This is a genomic window from Agrobacterium sp. 22-209-1 (genome assembly GCF_053522485.1).
This window is the reverse complement of the sequence record NZ_JBNWCH010000006.1, coordinates 63,363-77,228: the sequence shown is the minus strand read 5'-3', so window position 1 is coordinate 77,228 and position 13,866 is coordinate 63,363. Positions and strand designations below refer to the sequence as shown.

The 13,866-nt window shown below is 60.8% G+C and carries 12 protein-coding genes; 1 reads left to right on the top strand and 11 read right to left on the bottom strand.

The genetic code is table 11. From position 1 onward, the window contains the following. From iolD to ACQZ48_RS14985, 8 genes are all read right to left on the bottom strand, one after another. Positions 1 to 1,827 carry a 3D-(3,5/4)-trihydroxycyclohexane-1,2-dione acylhydrolase (decyclizing) gene (gene iolD / locus ACQZ48_RS15020; RefSeq protein WP_448728951.1) on the bottom strand — a complete coding sequence of 609 codons (1,827 nt, stop codon included), beginning with the start codon at positions 1,825 to 1,827 and terminating at the stop codon, positions 1 to 3. Beyond that, positions 1,824 to 3,740, bottom strand: coding sequence for a bifunctional 5-dehydro-2-deoxygluconokinase/5-dehydro-2-deoxyphosphogluconate aldolase (locus ACQZ48_RS15015; RefSeq protein WP_448728950.1), 1,917 nt, complete (start codon positions 3,738 to 3,740; stop codon positions 1,824 to 1,826). Before ACQZ48_RS15015 ends, iolD begins: the two co-directional genes overlap by 4 nt. Positions 3,741 to 3,944: 204 nt before the next feature. After that, a complete protein-coding gene (locus ACQZ48_RS15010) occupies positions 3,945 to 4,760 on the bottom strand; it encodes a MurR/RpiR family transcriptional regulator (protein WP_077984046.1) in 816 nt (271 codons plus the stop codon). Positions 4,761 to 4,933: 173 nt separating this feature from the next. Then, the gene (locus ACQZ48_RS15005) at positions 4,934 to 5,650 is read right to left on the bottom strand and encodes an ABC transporter ATP-binding protein (RefSeq protein ID WP_077984045.1); all 717 of its coding nucleotides are present in this window, start codon (positions 5,648 to 5,650) and stop codon (positions 4,934 to 4,936) included. Next, positions 5,631 to 6,395 (bottom strand): ABC transporter ATP-binding protein, encoded by a 765-nt coding sequence (locus ACQZ48_RS15000; RefSeq protein WP_077984044.1) that lies wholly within the window; start codon positions 6,393 to 6,395, stop codon positions 5,631 to 5,633. The genes ACQZ48_RS15005 and ACQZ48_RS15000 overlap by 20 nt, the downstream gene beginning before the upstream one ends. Beyond that, complete coding sequence (locus ACQZ48_RS14995; protein ID WP_142913125.1) at positions 6,392 to 7,399, bottom strand: branched-chain amino acid ABC transporter permease; 1,008 nt, start codon at positions 7,397 to 7,399, stop codon at positions 6,392 to 6,394. The genes ACQZ48_RS15000 and ACQZ48_RS14995 overlap by 4 nt, the downstream gene beginning before the upstream one ends. A 1-nt stretch (position 7,400) precedes the next feature. Beyond that, entirely contained in the window at positions 7,401 to 8,264 is an 864-nt protein-coding gene (locus tag ACQZ48_RS14990) for a branched-chain amino acid ABC transporter permease (protein WP_077984042.1), read from the bottom strand. A gap of 89 nt (positions 8,265 to 8,353) precedes the next feature. After that, the gene (locus ACQZ48_RS14985) at positions 8,354 to 9,526 is read right to left on the bottom strand and encodes an ABC transporter substrate-binding protein (RefSeq protein WP_448728949.1); all 1,173 of its coding nucleotides are present in this window, start codon (positions 9,524 to 9,526) and stop codon (positions 8,354 to 8,356) included. 343 nt (positions 9,527 to 9,869) lie between these two features. On the opposite strand from ACQZ48_RS14985, the gene ACQZ48_RS14980 reads away from it, so the two are divergent. Beyond that, complete coding sequence (locus ACQZ48_RS14980) at positions 9,870 to 10,244, top strand: hypothetical protein (protein WP_448728948.1); 375 nt, start codon at positions 9,870 to 9,872, stop codon at positions 10,242 to 10,244. Between the two features lie 83 nt (positions 10,245 to 10,327). Here ACQZ48_RS14980 and ACQZ48_RS14975 read toward each other — a convergent pair whose 3' ends face one another. The 3 genes from ACQZ48_RS14975 to ACQZ48_RS14965 all read right to left on the bottom strand — a co-directional run bounded on the left by ACQZ48_RS14975 (position 10,328) and on the right by ACQZ48_RS14965 (position 13,860). Then, positions 10,328 to 11,152, bottom strand: a complete 825-nt coding sequence (locus tag ACQZ48_RS14975; protein WP_448728947.1) for an AraC family transcriptional regulator — start codon at positions 11,150 to 11,152, stop codon at positions 10,328 to 10,330. Between the two features lie 120 nt (positions 11,153 to 11,272). Beyond that, positions 11,273 to 13,006 carry a M14 family metallopeptidase gene (locus ACQZ48_RS14970; protein ID WP_077984039.1) on the bottom strand — a complete coding sequence of 578 codons (1,734 nt, stop codon included), beginning with the start codon at positions 13,004 to 13,006 and terminating at the stop codon, positions 11,273 to 11,275. Positions 13,007 to 13,011: 5 nt separating this feature from the next. Next, positions 13,012 to 13,860 carry an ABC transporter permease gene (locus ACQZ48_RS14965; RefSeq protein WP_077984038.1) on the bottom strand — a complete coding sequence of 283 codons (849 nt, stop codon included), beginning with the start codon at positions 13,858 to 13,860 and terminating at the stop codon, positions 13,012 to 13,014. Positions 13,861 to 13,866 lie beyond the last annotated feature (6 nt).

Below are 13,866 nucleotides of genomic sequence, written 5' to 3'. Positions count from 1 at the left end.
TTACTGTCTTTCCTTGATATGGTTTTCGTAGCGCGCGCGCGCCGGTCCGATTTCGGCGCGGTCGGAGACTTCGGGCACCGCGACATCCCACCAGTGACCGCCGGCCTGCGGGGTCGGATAGGGGTCGGTATCGATGACGATGACAGTCGTGCGGGTGGAGGCGCGCGCGGCTGCGAGCGCGTCTTCCAGCTCCGCGATGGTGGAAACCTTGCGCGCATCCGCTCCCATCGAGCCGGCATGGGCGGCAAAATCGATGGCGATGGGATTGACGTTGGTGTGGGCGTAGAGGTTGTTGAACTCCGCGCCCCCGGTTTCCATCTGTAGCCGGTTGATGCAGCCGTAGCCCCTGTTGTCGGTGATGACGAGCGTGATCTTCACGCCCATGGCAACCGATGTCGCAAGCTCGGAATTCATCATCATATAGGAGCCATCGCCGACCATGACGATCACATCGCGGTCCGGTTCCGCCATCTTGATGCCGAGGCCGCCGGCCACCTCGTAACCCATGCAGGAGAAGCCGTATTCCATGTGATAGGAAAGCGGCAGCTTGGATTTCCACAGTTGGTGCAGCTCGCCCGGCATGGTGCCCGCGGCGCACATGACGACGGTATTGTCGCGCGACTGGCGCTGCACGGCGCCGATGACCTGCATGTCGGTGGGCAGGCTGTTCACATGCTCCTCGCCCGGTGCGGCGGTATCGGCATCGGCCTTTGCGAACCATGCTGCCTTGAGGCCGGCATCCGGCGCCGCGTAACGGTGGCTGCCGAGAGCGGCGGAGAGCTTTTCAAGCCCGATCTTCGCATCCGCCGTCAGGCTGATGGCGTCATGCTTTGCGCTGTCATAGGGCTGAACGTTGAGCGCGAGAATCTTGCGGTTCGGGTTCTTGAACAGCGCCCAGGAACCTGTCGTGAAATCCTGAAAGCGGGTGCCGACGCCAAAGACCAGATCGGCCTTCTCGCTGACGATATTGGCGCTTTCCGCGCCGGTAACACCGACCGGGCCGAAATTCAGATCGTGATCCCAGGCAAGCGCCGACTTGCCGGCCTGTGTTTCCACGACGGGGATGGAATGGGTTTCGGCAAAACGTTTCAGCGTTTCGGTCGCACCGGCAAAATGCACGCCACCGCCGGCAACGATGACAGGGTTCTTCGCGGCCCTCAGTGCGGCGACGGCCTCTTCGAATTCCACCATATCCGGCTCGGGGCGGCGCTGACGCCAGACTCGCTTTTCGAAGAAGCTGACAGGGTAATCATAGGCTTCCGCCTGCACATCTTGGCAGAACGCGAGCGTGACGGGGCCGCAATCGGCCGGGTCCGTCATGGTGCGCATGGCGCGGGGCAGGGCTGTCAGCAATTGTTCCGGCCGCATGATACGGTCGAAATAACGGCTGACCGGGCGGAAGCAGTCATTCACCGTCATCGTGCCGTCGCCGAAATCTTCCAGCTGCTGCAGAACGGGGTCGGGACCACGATTGGCGAAGACATCGCCGGGGATCAGCAGAACCGGCAGGCGGTTGACATGCGCAAGCGCTGCTGCCGTTACCATGTTGGCAGCGCCGGGGCCGATGGAGGAGGTGACCGCCATGGCGCGCCGGCGGCGCAGCTGCTTGGAATAGGCGATGGCCGCATGGGCCATCGATTGCTCGTTCTGGCCGCGATAGGTCGGCAGTTCCTCGCGGATGCCATAAAGTGCCTCGCCGATGCCGGCGACATTGCCATGGCCGAAGATGGCCCAGACACCGGCAATATAGGTCTCGCCATGCTCATTCATCTGCGCGGCGAGGTAACGAACCATAGCCTGCGCAGCCGTCAATCTGATTGTCTTCACGCTGCCTCTCCCTTTTTGGCGCGCGCCTCATCCCATATACGGCACAGGCTGGTATAGCGCTGCGCCATGTCCTTCACCGCTTCCTCATCGGTGATCTTGCCACCGAGCCAACCCCGCGCGGCGTCGGCGAAAATCGTGCGGCCAACGGCGAAACCCTTGACCAGATCGAAACCGGCGGCAAGGCGGAAGCTCTCCTCCAACTCGCTTTGCGGTGCGTCAAGGCCGAGAACGACGATGCCCCGCACGTAAGGATCGTTGCTGTGCACGGCGTCGCAGGCATTTTTCCAGGCGGCTCTGGTTTTCATTGGCTCCAGTTTCCACCAGTCGGGATAAACGCCGATCTCGTAGAAGCGTTCGATGATGCGCGCGGCGGTCAGATCATCTGTCTGGCCGACCTTGGAGGGAATGACCTCGAGCAGCATTTCCAACCGGTTGCGGCGGGTCGCCTGGAACAGACGCATTACCGTCTCCTCCTGCGCGGCACGCATCTCGTCGGTATCATCCGGATGATAGAAGCACAGAACCTTGACGACATTTTCCAGCGGCCATTCGGAAAGACCGCCGAAATCCTTGCCGAGTTCGGGTTCCAGCGTCAGCGGGCGCGAACCCGGCCATTCCACCGGGCGACCGATCCACAGGCCGGAGCCGCTGGCGGCAAACAGGGCGTCGCGGCCAAGACGTCCGTCGCAGAGAATGCCGTAACCCGGCCTGTCGCCGGCAACCTGCTGCGCGGACTGAAGGCATAGCTTCTTGAAAGCGCCGATCTGCTCGTGCTTCACGCCAAGCTCGTCGGCGATGGCTTCCAGTTGCATGCGGTGATCGAAGGCGAAGACGCGCATCGTGTCCCAGTCGCCCTTGCGGTTGGTCGACCAGTGCACCTGCTCCAGCGCCTCGTCCTTGCGCAGCGCCTTGTTGCGAATGCCGGCCTTGAAGAAATATTGCAGCTCTTCCCAGCTCGGATAGGCGGGCGTGCAGCCGTGGCGGGAAACGGCAAAGGCGCCGCAGGCATTGGCGTATTTCAGCGTCGTCGGCCAATCCTCGCCGCGCAGCCAGCCGCGGAACAGCCCGGCCATGAAACCATCGCCCGCGCCGAGAACGTTAAAGACCTCGATCGGAAAACCTTCGCCCGTCTCGCCATCGTCCAGGCTTGCGGGAATATCGCCGGTGAAGACCACGGCGCCCATCGGGCCGCGCTTGCACACCAGCGTCGCATTCGAAACCTTGCGCACGGCGTTCAGTGCGGTCAGCGTATCGGTGGAACCGCCGGCAATGTGGAATTCTTCCTCGGTGCCGACGATCAGATCGAAGAGATGCAGGGTGGATTGCAGCTTGGCGGTGACCTTCTGCGATTCCACAAAGCGGCTTTCGCCATCGCCATGGCCGGCGACACCCCAGAGGTTGGGCCGGTAATCGATATCGAGCGCGGTCTTCGCGCCATTTTCGCGGGCGAGTTTCAGCGCCTTCAGCACGGCTGCTTCCGTCTTCGGATGCGACAGATGCGTGCCGGTGGCGCAGATGCAGCCAGCCTCGGCAATGAAGGCGGGATCGATGTCGTCTTCGCTGAGCGCCATGTCGGCACAGTTCTCACGATAGAAAATCAGCGGAAACTGGTTCTGGTCGCGAATGCCGAGCAGCACGAGCGCCGTCAGCCGCTCCGGGTCCGTCTTCACGCCGCGCACATCGACGCCTTCGCGCACCAGCTGTTCGCGGATGAAACGGCCCATATGTTCGTCACCCACACGCGTAATGACCGCGCTGTTCAATCCAAGGCGTGCAGCACCGGCGGCGATGTTGGTGGGAGAGCCGCCGATATATTTGGCAAAGGAGGCCATGTCCTCCAGACGGCCGCCGACCTGCGAACCGTAAAGGTCGACAGACGAGCGCCCGATCGTGATAAGATCAAGTTTTTTCAAAAGGTTCCTCCTTAGCACCGCACGCTGGCGCGGTCTGCCTCATATGTGTCGAGCGGATCAGGCAACCATGCCGCCAGTTGTCGCCATCCCGCTCGGGTGAGCCTCCTCCGCTCACTTGTCCCGTCACGAGACGGACAGTCGTGGAATGCCCGTTTCATGGATTTGGATCATAAATTCTATTTTTTCCATTTTCAATAAAAATATTCAGGCGGTCCTGCGTGTTCCCACAGCAACCGCCAGCGTGATGGCGAGACAGAGCGTGGCCGAAAGCGATCGGAATGCGCCGAAATCGATTTCCGTCACCGTCAGAAGTGTTGCACCGGATTTCCGGAGCGGATTGACCGCGGAATCGGAAAGCGCCACGACCGGAATACCGTTGGCGCGGGCGTTTTCCGCAAGCTCCAGCGTCTCAGTGGAATAGGGCGAGAAGGTGATGGCGATCAGCGCGTCGTCGCGGGAAATGGCGCTGATGTTGCCGAGCCCGCCAACCGCACTGTGCAGAACCGCCGGCACCTTCATCTTCTCGAACGCATAGGCCAGATAGCTGGCGATGGGGAAGGAGCGGCGCAAACCGATGATATGCACGGTGCGCGCCTGGGAGAGCGCTGAAACCGCCTCATCAAGCTGCTTCGTGTCGACCGATTTGAGCAGCATTTCCAGCGAGGAACGGCCGGCCTCCACGAATTCCGCAAGCAGGCCGGAAGCGCTTTCATCGCCCTTTTCACGCAGATGGTCGAGCCGCGTGGCGTAATCCGGCCAACCGCCGACATAGGAATCACGGAACAGCCGTTGCATTTCAGAAAAGCCGGAAAAGCCCATGATCTGGCAAAAACGCATGAAGGCAGAAGGCTGTACGCCCGCCCCTTCCGCCATTTCGGCGACGGTGGAAACGGCGATGCGATCCTGATTGGAGGCGACATAATCGGCGCATTGCCGCAATCGTTTCGGCAAACCCTCCGCGACCTGGAGCAGCCGCTCCTCAAAAGCCTTTACGGATTCTGGCGCCTCGATTGCCGTCATTGTCGTTCCTTCGTGCGGACTGAAATCGTGTGCACTTTAACTGCAGTGGAATTTTTATTCCATTGGGTTTTTTAGGAAACGGTAAATGAGGCCGGGTGGTGCTCGCGTGGCATTGCTTCCGTCATTCCGACGCAAAGCCGGAATGACGGGCTGAGGGTGAATTGCGTTTCAAATTAGTGCAGCCCGCCAACTCCGAGATGCGTATCGATAATATCAGGGTTTTCCGCAAGATCGCTGGATGGCCCTTCCCAGACGATGCGGCCGCGTTCCATGATGATGGCGTGGTCGGCGAAGTCGATGGCCATCTGGATGCGCTGTTCGACGAGGAGGATGGTCATTTCGCCGGATTGGGCGAGCTTGGAGAAGGCTGCCATCAGCTCCTCGCAGATGACGGGAGCGAGACCTTCGAGCGGTTCGTCGAGCAGCAGCACGCGCGGCTGGCCAAGAATGCTGCGGGCCGTGGAAAGCATCTGCTGTTCGCCGCCGGAGAGCTGCGAGCCGAGATTGCGGCGGCGCTCTTTGAGGCGCGGAAACAGCGTGTAGGCTTCCTCGATGGCCGATTTTGGCCGAGCCTTGAGGCCGACAAACAGGTTCTCCTCGACGGTAAGCGTCGGGAATACATCCCGCGTCTGCGGCACGTAACCGAGGCCGGCTTTGGCGCGGGCGGCACTCGGCAAAGCGGCGATGTCCTGCCCACCGATGCGGATATCGCCGGCGAAGCGTTTCGTCTGGCCGGCCAGTGTGGCGAAGAGGCTGGTCTTGCCGACGCCATTGCGGCCGAGCACGGCAAAACGCGAGCCCGACGGCACGGAAAGCGACAGGCCCTCGATGACCCTTGTCGGGCCGTAACCGGCGGTGAGGTTGGTGATTTCAAGCGGCGCTGCGGGCATCGGCGTAACTTCCCAGATAGGCTTGGCGGACTTCCGCATTGCTGGTGACGTCTTCCGGCGAGCCGTCGAAGATGACGGCGCCTGCGGCGAGCACCACCACACGTTTGGCAAACCGGAAAACCAGATCCATGTCGTGTTCGATCATCAATATGGCGAGATCAGCCGGCAGCCGGTCGAGCGCCTGTTCGATGCGCGCCGTTTCCGTGGAAGGCACGCCGGCGGCGGGTTCGTCGAGCAGCAGGATTTTCGGGCGAAGCGCCATGGCCAGCGCGATCTCGATCAGACGCTGCTGGCCATAGGCGATTTCGCGCACCCGAGTTTCGGCAAGCGCCAGAAGGCCGAGCGTGCCGAGAATGTCGCGGGCTTCGCTCATGACCGAGGGCATGGCGCGGTATCGGCCGAAAATCCGGCCCGTCTTGCCTTCGCGCTGGAGAATGGCAAGCGCCACATGTTCCTCCGGCGTCATGTCCTGAAACAACCTTGTGACCTGGAACGAACGGACGAGGCCGCGCTTCACCCGCTGGCTGGCGCTGAGGCCGGTCACATCCTCGCCGGCGATGCGCACCGTTCCGGCCGAGGGCTTGATATTGCCGGTGACAAGATTGACGAAGGTGGTCTTGCCGGCGCCATTGGGGCCGATCAGCACCGTGCGGTCTCCCGGCGAAAGCGACATCGACACATTATTGGTAACGACGAGGCCGCCGAAATTTTTCTTGAGGCCGGAGACTTCGAAAATGGCGCTCATTTGCGACCTCCACGAATGCGCGCAATGATGTCTTCACCCGCGCCATAAAGCCCGCGCGGCGCAAACAGCACGACGGCAATCAGCAGCAGGCCGACAATGGTGAGCCAGTGGAACGGGTTGGCGGCGGAAACCACATCCTCGAACCACATGAATGTGACGGTGCCGATCAGCGCCCCGTAAAGCGAACCTGCGCCACCGAGCACCAGCATGACCAGCCCTTCGGCTGAAAGCGTGAAGCTGAGGCTGTCGAGACCGACGACCTGGGTGGAGATGGCGTTCAGCGCGCCGCCAATGCCGGCGACGATGCCCGATATGACGAACATCTTCAAAATAGTGCCATTGACCGAACCGCCCATGGCCTGGATGCGGATGCTGTCCTGCTTGACGCCGCGGCACAACATGCCGAAGGGCGAATTGACCACAACCTTGAGGGCGAGGAACACGAGGAGCAGCAGACAGACGCCATAGATATAGGCGGTGCGGCCGAAAAGATCGAATTCGAAAGTACCGAACAGGGCGTCGGGAGAGACGCCCGATAGCCCGTCGCTGCCGCCGGTCCAGCCAGAGGCTTTGTTGGCGGCCTCGTGGAACAGGTGAATGACGGCGATGGAAAGAACGAGCTGCGGCAGGCCGTGGGCGCGCAAGAGAACGGTACCGGAGACCAACCCGGCCACGCCGCCCGCGCCTGCGCCGATCAAGGTCATCAGTAGCGGATCGGTGATCTCGAAATGGGCCGCGGCAATGCCGGCGGCATAGGCGCCCGCGCCGAAGAGCGCGGCATGGCCAAGTGTCGCGACGCCGCAATAGCCGGTAACAAGATCAATCGACAGCACCAGCAGCGCGATGGCGATGATGCGGGTCAGAAGCGCCAGATTATCCGGAAACAGATAATAACCGGCAATCGCGGCCATAATGATGAGGAGCGGTCCCGCAAGCGTGCGCAGCGGTGAGCGCGCCTTCGGGATCTCTGCCGTTTCAGTCACGTCGTTCATGAGCACCGCCATCTCATTTCGCCCTTCCAAGAAGGCCGCGCGGGAACAGCGTGATGATCACGATGACCGCCAGGTAAAAGAAGAATTCGCCATATTCAGGAGCAAGATACCGCCCGGTCGTGTCGATCGCGCCGAGCAGAAGACAGGCGATCAGCGCGCCGGGAATGGAGCCTGCGCCACCAACCGAGACCACCACCAGGAAGGTCACCATGTAGCGCAGCGCATAATAGGGTTCGACCGGCAAAAGTTCCGCGCCGATGACGCCGCCCATGGCGGCAAGGCCGACGGCGATGGCAAAGCTGACGGCGTAGATGATTTCGGTGCGCACGCCGAGTGCGGCCGCCATGGCGGCATTATCGACGGCTGCGCGCAGCTTGATGCCGAAGGCCGTCTTTTCGAAGGTGAACCACAATGCGCCGGCCACGGCCAGCCCACAGGCAATGGCGAAGATGCGGTGCGTGGCAATGGTGCGGAAGCCGAGATCGGTGGGGCCGGCTAGTTGCTGCGGCAAGGGAATGGTCTTCAGCGTTGGGCCAAAGACGAAATTGGCGATGCCGATGATGCAAAACGTGATGCCGATGGTCATTAGCACCTGCGTCAGCTCCGGCGCGCCATAGATGCGGCGATAGAGGAAACGTTCGAGCGGAATGGCGATGACGATGGTGCCGACGATGGCGACGAGGATCGCCACGGCGTAACCGAGACCGAGGCCGTGGGCGGCATAGGAGGCGAGGTAACCGCCGATCATGGCGAAAGCGCCATGCGCCAGATTGACCACCCGCATCAGCCCCATCGTAACCGAAAGGCCGATGGAGATGATGAACAGGACCATGCCATAGGCAAGCGCATCGACAAGGATGCTGAAGACCGTCTGCATGCTGAAAAGCTCCTCCCGGTGCTGCAATGCCCATCCGGGCCGGAGACGGGCCGCTATTGGCGACCCGACAACGTCGTCAAAACTGCTCTTTACTTCGCGGCGGCGAGGCCCGGATCACCCTGTTTTTCGAAGGTCTGGACTTCCTTGTTGTAATAATTGCCGTCATCGCCCTTGGCCACTTCGCGCAGATAGATGTTCTGCGTGATGTGGCGGCTTTCCGGATCGATGCTGACCGGGCCACGCGGGCTTGTCCAGGAAAGACCCTTTACCGCGTCCACCGCCTTTTCCGCATCCTGCTTGCCGCCGGTGGCCTCGATCATCTTGCTGATGACGTACATGCCGTCAAAGGCGCCAACGGAAGGGAAGGACAGTTCCTTCGGATTGCCGATCGCCTTGGTGGCGGCTTCCACGAAGGTCTTGTTCTCAGCGGAATCATGCGAGACAGCGTAATGGAAGGTCGTCTGCATGCCGAGTGCTGCCTCGCCGAGCGCCGGCAGATCGGATTCCTGTGTCAGATCACCCGGTGCGAAAAGTTTGACGCCTGAAGATTTCAGGCCGTTATCGTTGAAGGCCTTGACGAAGCCGAGCGTGGTCGGGCCCGACGGCAGGAAGGCGAAGACGCCTTGAGCGCCGGAATCCTTCACGCGCTGCATGATCGGGCTGAAATCATTGGTGGAAAGCGGCATGCGGATGGTTTCCACCACTTCGCCGCCGGCGGCGGTGAAGGCTGCCTTGAAGGCGTTTTCGGCGTCGACGCCCGGGCCGTAATCGCTGACCAGCGAAATGACCTTCGTCACGCCGCCGTCAAAGGCCACCTTGGCGATGGGGGTGGAGGTCTGCCAGGTGGTGAACGAGGTGCGCACCACATAGGGGCTCTTGGTCACGATGGCCGAAGTGGCGGCATTCATGATGACCATCGGCACATTGCCCTGCTTCAGAAGCGGCGTAACCGCCATGGCGTCGGGGGTGAAATAAAAGCCGGCGAGATATTGCACGCCTTCCTTGACCACCAGCTCCTGCGCCAGCGCCTTGGACTGCGCCGGATCGGCCTGCGGAACATCGCGATAGACGATTTCAACCGTATCGTCGCCGACCTTGTTGCCGTGAAGGGCGAACCAGGCGTCGATGCCGGCCTTGAAGTTCTTGCCCTGCAACGCGAAGGGGCCGGAGAACGGACCGACTACACCCACCTTGATCGTATCGGCATAGGCAACGGAACTAAAACAAATGGCCGCGATGGCGGCGGTGATCCGCATTTTCATGACTTCCTCCCAATTGATCCGTGGCTCCCGTCCACCGATCCAGGCTGTCAGATTGATGAGTGCGGCGGCCAAAGTAAAATGAAATAAGGGGGGTTATAAATAACCTGACGGTTATCAATAACGGCTTTGTTGCGCCCCGCCCCAAACCGGAAAGGACAATAACGCCGCCTGAACGATTTTCAAACCGGTTCTGTCGCCGGTCGTTTCAGACGCGGGAAAACAGCTTCGGGTAAACTCGGTGCGCAATGGTGTTCACGCGAAGGCGAACGCCACGCCTTAACCAGTTTTAAGGGGATTGTTCGTAGCCTCGCGAAGAATATTTCTGAACTTTATTTGGTGTCTGATGAGCGAATATCAAAACAGAGCCGTTGAGCTGATGCGTAATCGCGTCGGCGAAAGTATACTCAACAACAAGATCGAACGCCGCGAGGCGTTTCTTCGCAAGGCGCTCACGCTCTATCTCGGCATGGGCGGAACGGCGGAGGGTGTTCAGGCCGCCGCGCGGGACGCCGCCACCATGCCTGCGCCGACCATCGACGTCGCCGTCGGAGACGTCATGTACAAACTCGCAGCGGTCGGGCATGTCTCCGATCTCGATATCATCCAGGCTGCCTATAACAAGCTGGATGCCGCCAACTTGCATATTCTCAGCAAGGGCAAGAAGCTGCTGCAGAAGCAGCGGGACCAGAAGCTCGCCACCGCCGCGTCGGCAAAATAGGCGGACCGTCTCCGGTTGGGCGGCGGCCCATGCGCATATGCCCCAACGCTGGCTGGAGCATATGGTCTTTACAGGCCATTGTTTCAGGCGATGACGGGTATCCAGATTTCCACGCTTCCCCGCCCGGTCTCAGGATTGAAGCGCCGGTCATAACGTTCGAAATCGGGAGAGTCGGCGGTTTTCAGTCCGGCATCGGGCAACGCCTTGTTCCAGATCGTGTAGACCGTTCGTGGAAGATCCGAGATGTGTCCGTTATGGGTGAAGACCGCGTAGGATTGTGCGGGCAACTCTATATGATCCATGCCCGGTGTTGTTTTCAGCGCCTGGACGCCGGCGAGATAGGTGCAGTTGCCGGCTTCATCGGCGGCGCTGCACACTCCGTAGGCGGCCCCGGATACCACCTCCTCGACCTCGCTTTCGCGCAGATTGAAGCGCTGCCAGAGGGCGGGAATGGTGCTGTTATTCTCCAGTGAGCACGGGGTACTGAGACCCACAACCATAAAGGCGTCGGCACGGCGCATTTCCGGCGGCTGGACTTCGACGAACATGTCGGTTTTCATTTTTAATGGCTCCATGAGATCAAGGGACGAGGTTGATCGGGCCTTGCGAACAGTGCTCGGTAATGCATTGAAATAATTCGCAAAGGCTCGCGTGAACGCCTCATGGGACCCGTATCCCGCATCAAGTGCTGCGGTGAGGATGTCGCCATCGCACAGCGCGATGGTTTCCGCTGCCCTGGAAAGGCGGCGTGCCCGGACGTAGGACATGATCGACAGGCCGGTGGAAAGCTGGAACAACCGGCACATGTGATGTGTACTGATTGCGCAGCGATCGGACAGGACCGTCAATGTCAGGTCCTTGTGCAGATCGGTTTCGATCTGCCAGATGAGCTTGTCGAGAGCGGGCATGGGGTCTCCTGTGGTTCACGCCCTTACCATGCAAAACCGCTCCGCTTCCTGCTTGATCGGGTTTGACTTGTTATCGTCTTTTCCCGCCGCTTTTGCTCCCGCCGCCTCCGACTGGCTCTATCAGGCGACCTGTGGTGACAGGATTTCCTGCCAGGCGTCATAGGCCGAGAGAACCGTTTCCATTTGCGCGGTATGGCCGGTGATGAAATCATTGCCGTAGATTGTCTCGTCTGGATATTCGGTGATCAGCGTCATCGGTACGGTGTGGCGGTCATCGACGGACGACAGGCACGGGAAGCCGTTGATGATGCGAAAACCGGTTTCACCGGCGTGGATTTCATAAAGTGCGATCTGTCGGTTGTTGTAGTCGAGCAGGCCGGGAATGGCGCCAAGATGGCGGGTCACCCGGTCGAGCAGGGCCTCGGCCTGCCTTTCCCAGTCCGCATGGTGGCGGATGATGAGGAAGAAACCCTTCGGTAGCGTCCACATGGCGAAATTGCGCGGTACATAACCGGAAAGCGGTCGGGTCCATTCGTGAGATGGATAACCGTGCAGGTTCACATGCAGGCTGGCACCGCTGATGTCCTGCGCCTTGAAGCGGATTTCCTTCTCGTTGATATGGCTGCCTGAATTTTCCAGCGTGCGGTATTCGAGATCGTCGCCGAGCGCCGTGTAACGCGCTGCGTGATGCATGTGGCGCGGATTGTCGGCTCTCAGCCGTTGATGCAGGGCGTAACCATCCGGATTTTCCAGCGGCGAAATGGTGAAATGCGCGCCCTTGCGTCCGGCGAGCCTGCGGGCGGCCCGGATGGCGCCGACGATGCCTGTGGTCTCGTTAGGGTGCTGACCGCCGCTGATCATCACGGCGGCATCGCTGCCGGTGACATACCGGGCGGCAAGAATACGGCCGGAACGAGAGCGCGCCTCGAATCCCTCGCCGCCGATTTCTTCAAGCAGCTTCGTGAGCTGGCCTGCCGCAACCGGTTCGCTGGCTGTATCGATCTCCTGTTCGCGACCATCGAGAAAGACGGTGGTGAGCCTGCGAGCCTCGATGCGGACGGAGACTTCGCCCTCGCTTTTGACGATTTCCGGTACGATCTGGCCGGGCTTCAGTCCCCGGTCGCCAAGCGGGCGGCCGGATTTTTTCTGGAAGAACTCCAAGAGCGAGAAATAGAAATCTTCATGCAGGGCTTCGCGCAGGCTGACGACTTCGTCGCCAACCGCCAGCGGCAGATCTTCGGCTGGATGCGTGACGCGAATGTTCAGTTCTTCGAAATAGGGCTCGTTGTCACCCCAGCCATGGTCGGCGACGGCTTGGATCGCCGCTTCGAAAAGCCGTTCGAAATCCGTCTCCAGCCGCTCACCTGAAGCGTTGCCGGCAGGCCGGAACCAGCCGGTGGGAGAGACGTTGGTTTCGCCGACGATATCGGTGTGAACCCGGTTCGGCGCCAGAACCTTCAGGGTTTCCGTCTTGCCGTTGCGGCTCAGGGTAACATCATAATGGAACTCGTCGTCTTTTCGGGCGATGAAGTCGATCTTCGTATCGCCCACCAGCGCCGCCAGGGGATAGGCCTCCAACCGGAAACGGTTGGCCGGCGCGCTGGCGTGCACCGGGTAACGCACCTCGATGGTGTCGACGCCATCGAGGCTGATCTCTTCCAGAAAGGTGAAGAGAAGCGGCTTGTAGGCGCTGCGGATGCGGGCGCTGACCCCTTTTTTCTTCAGCCGGTTTTCGGCTTCGCGACGGCTTTTGGCGTCATCGAAGCTCCATGCCTCGAAGGACTGGCCGGGTTCGGCATTGGCAAGAAGCGTATCCAGCGTGCGTTCGAAAGTCTGGTCGAAAATCTGGCTCATCGCTGTTACCTCGAGGTTCTGCCGGTGGGGTCGAGACTGTCGCGCAGCCAGTCACCGAGAAGGTTGAGGCCAAGCACCGTCAGAAGGATAGCAAGACCCGGGAAGACGCTGACCCACCATGCGGTTTGCAGATAGGTCCGTCCATCCGCCAGCATGCCGCCCCAGCTCGGAATGGTCGGATCGACGCCGAGACCGAGGAAGGTGAGGCTGCTTTCGAGCAGGATGTTGTTGGCGACATTGAGCGTCATCAGCACGATGACAGGGCCGATGAGGTTCGGCAGCAGGTGCTGGAGAATGATGCGCCAGTCCTTCACGCCGATAGCGCGGGCGGAAAGGATAAATTCCCGCTCCCGAAGCGTCAGCACCGAGCCGCGCACGAGGCGGGCATATTGCACCCATTGCGAGACGATCAGGAGGATGATGGTGTTGGTGAGGCTGCCGCCGACAATGGCGATGAAGGTGATGGCGAGCAGGATGAAGGGCATGGCGAGCTGGATATCGGCAAAGCGCATGACCAGCATGTCCCAGAAGCCGCGATAATAACCGGCCACCAGTCCGACCGCGACGCCGAAGATGACAGCGCCGATGACGGAGGTGAAGCCGACCAGCAGCGAGATCTTGCCGCCGGCGACGACGCGCGCGAGCACGTCACGCCCCAGCGGATCGGTGCCGAGCGGATGGGCGGCATTGGCAAACGGCTTGGCAAGGCGCGCCATGAGGTCGATCTTGTCGGCCCCGCCCGGAAACAGCACGTCGGAAAAGATGACGGCAAGGCAGATGATTGTCGTCAGCGACGCGCCGAGGACGAATTCGAGATTGGTGAAGCGCGAAAGACGCGAGGTTTTGGCAGCCATCGTCAC

Bases quoted from the DNA above. Each gene is read 5' to 3' on its own strand.
- ACQZ48_RS14985 (WP_448728949.1), bottom strand. From the start codon at position 9,526: ATGAAAATGCGGATCACCGCCGCCATCGCGGCCATTTGTTTTAGTTCC.
- ACQZ48_RS15010 (WP_077984046.1), bottom strand. From the start codon at position 4,760: ATGACGGCAATCGAGGCGCCAGAATCCGTAAAGGCTTTTGAGGAGCGG.
- ACQZ48_RS14975 (WP_448728947.1), bottom strand. From the start codon at position 11,152: ATGCCCGCTCTCGACAAGCTCATCTGGCAGATCGAAACCGATCTGCAC.
- ACQZ48_RS14990 (WP_077984042.1), bottom strand. From the start codon at position 8,264: ATGCAGACGGTCTTCAGCATCCTTGTCGATGCGCTTGCCTATGGCATG.
- ACQZ48_RS14965 (WP_077984038.1), bottom strand. From the start codon at position 13,860: ATGGCTGCCAAAACCTCGCGTCTTTCGCGCTTCACCAATCTCGAATTC.
- ACQZ48_RS15005 (WP_077984045.1), bottom strand. From the start codon at position 5,650: ATGCCCGCAGCGCCGCTTGAAATCACCAACCTCACCGCCGGTTACGGC.
- ACQZ48_RS15000 (WP_077984044.1), bottom strand. From the start codon at position 6,395: ATGAGCGCCATTTTCGAAGTCTCCGGCCTCAAGAAAAATTTCGGCGGC.
- ACQZ48_RS14980 (WP_448728948.1), top strand. From the start codon at position 9,870: ATGAGCGAATATCAAAACAGAGCCGTTGAGCTGATGCGTAATCGCGTC.
- ACQZ48_RS14970 (WP_077984039.1), bottom strand. From the start codon at position 13,006: ATGAGCCAGATTTTCGACCAGACTTTCGAACGCACGCTGGATACGCTT.
- ACQZ48_RS14995 (WP_142913125.1), bottom strand. From the start codon at position 7,399: ATGGCGGTGCTCATGAACGACGTGACTGAAACGGCAGAGATCCCGAAG.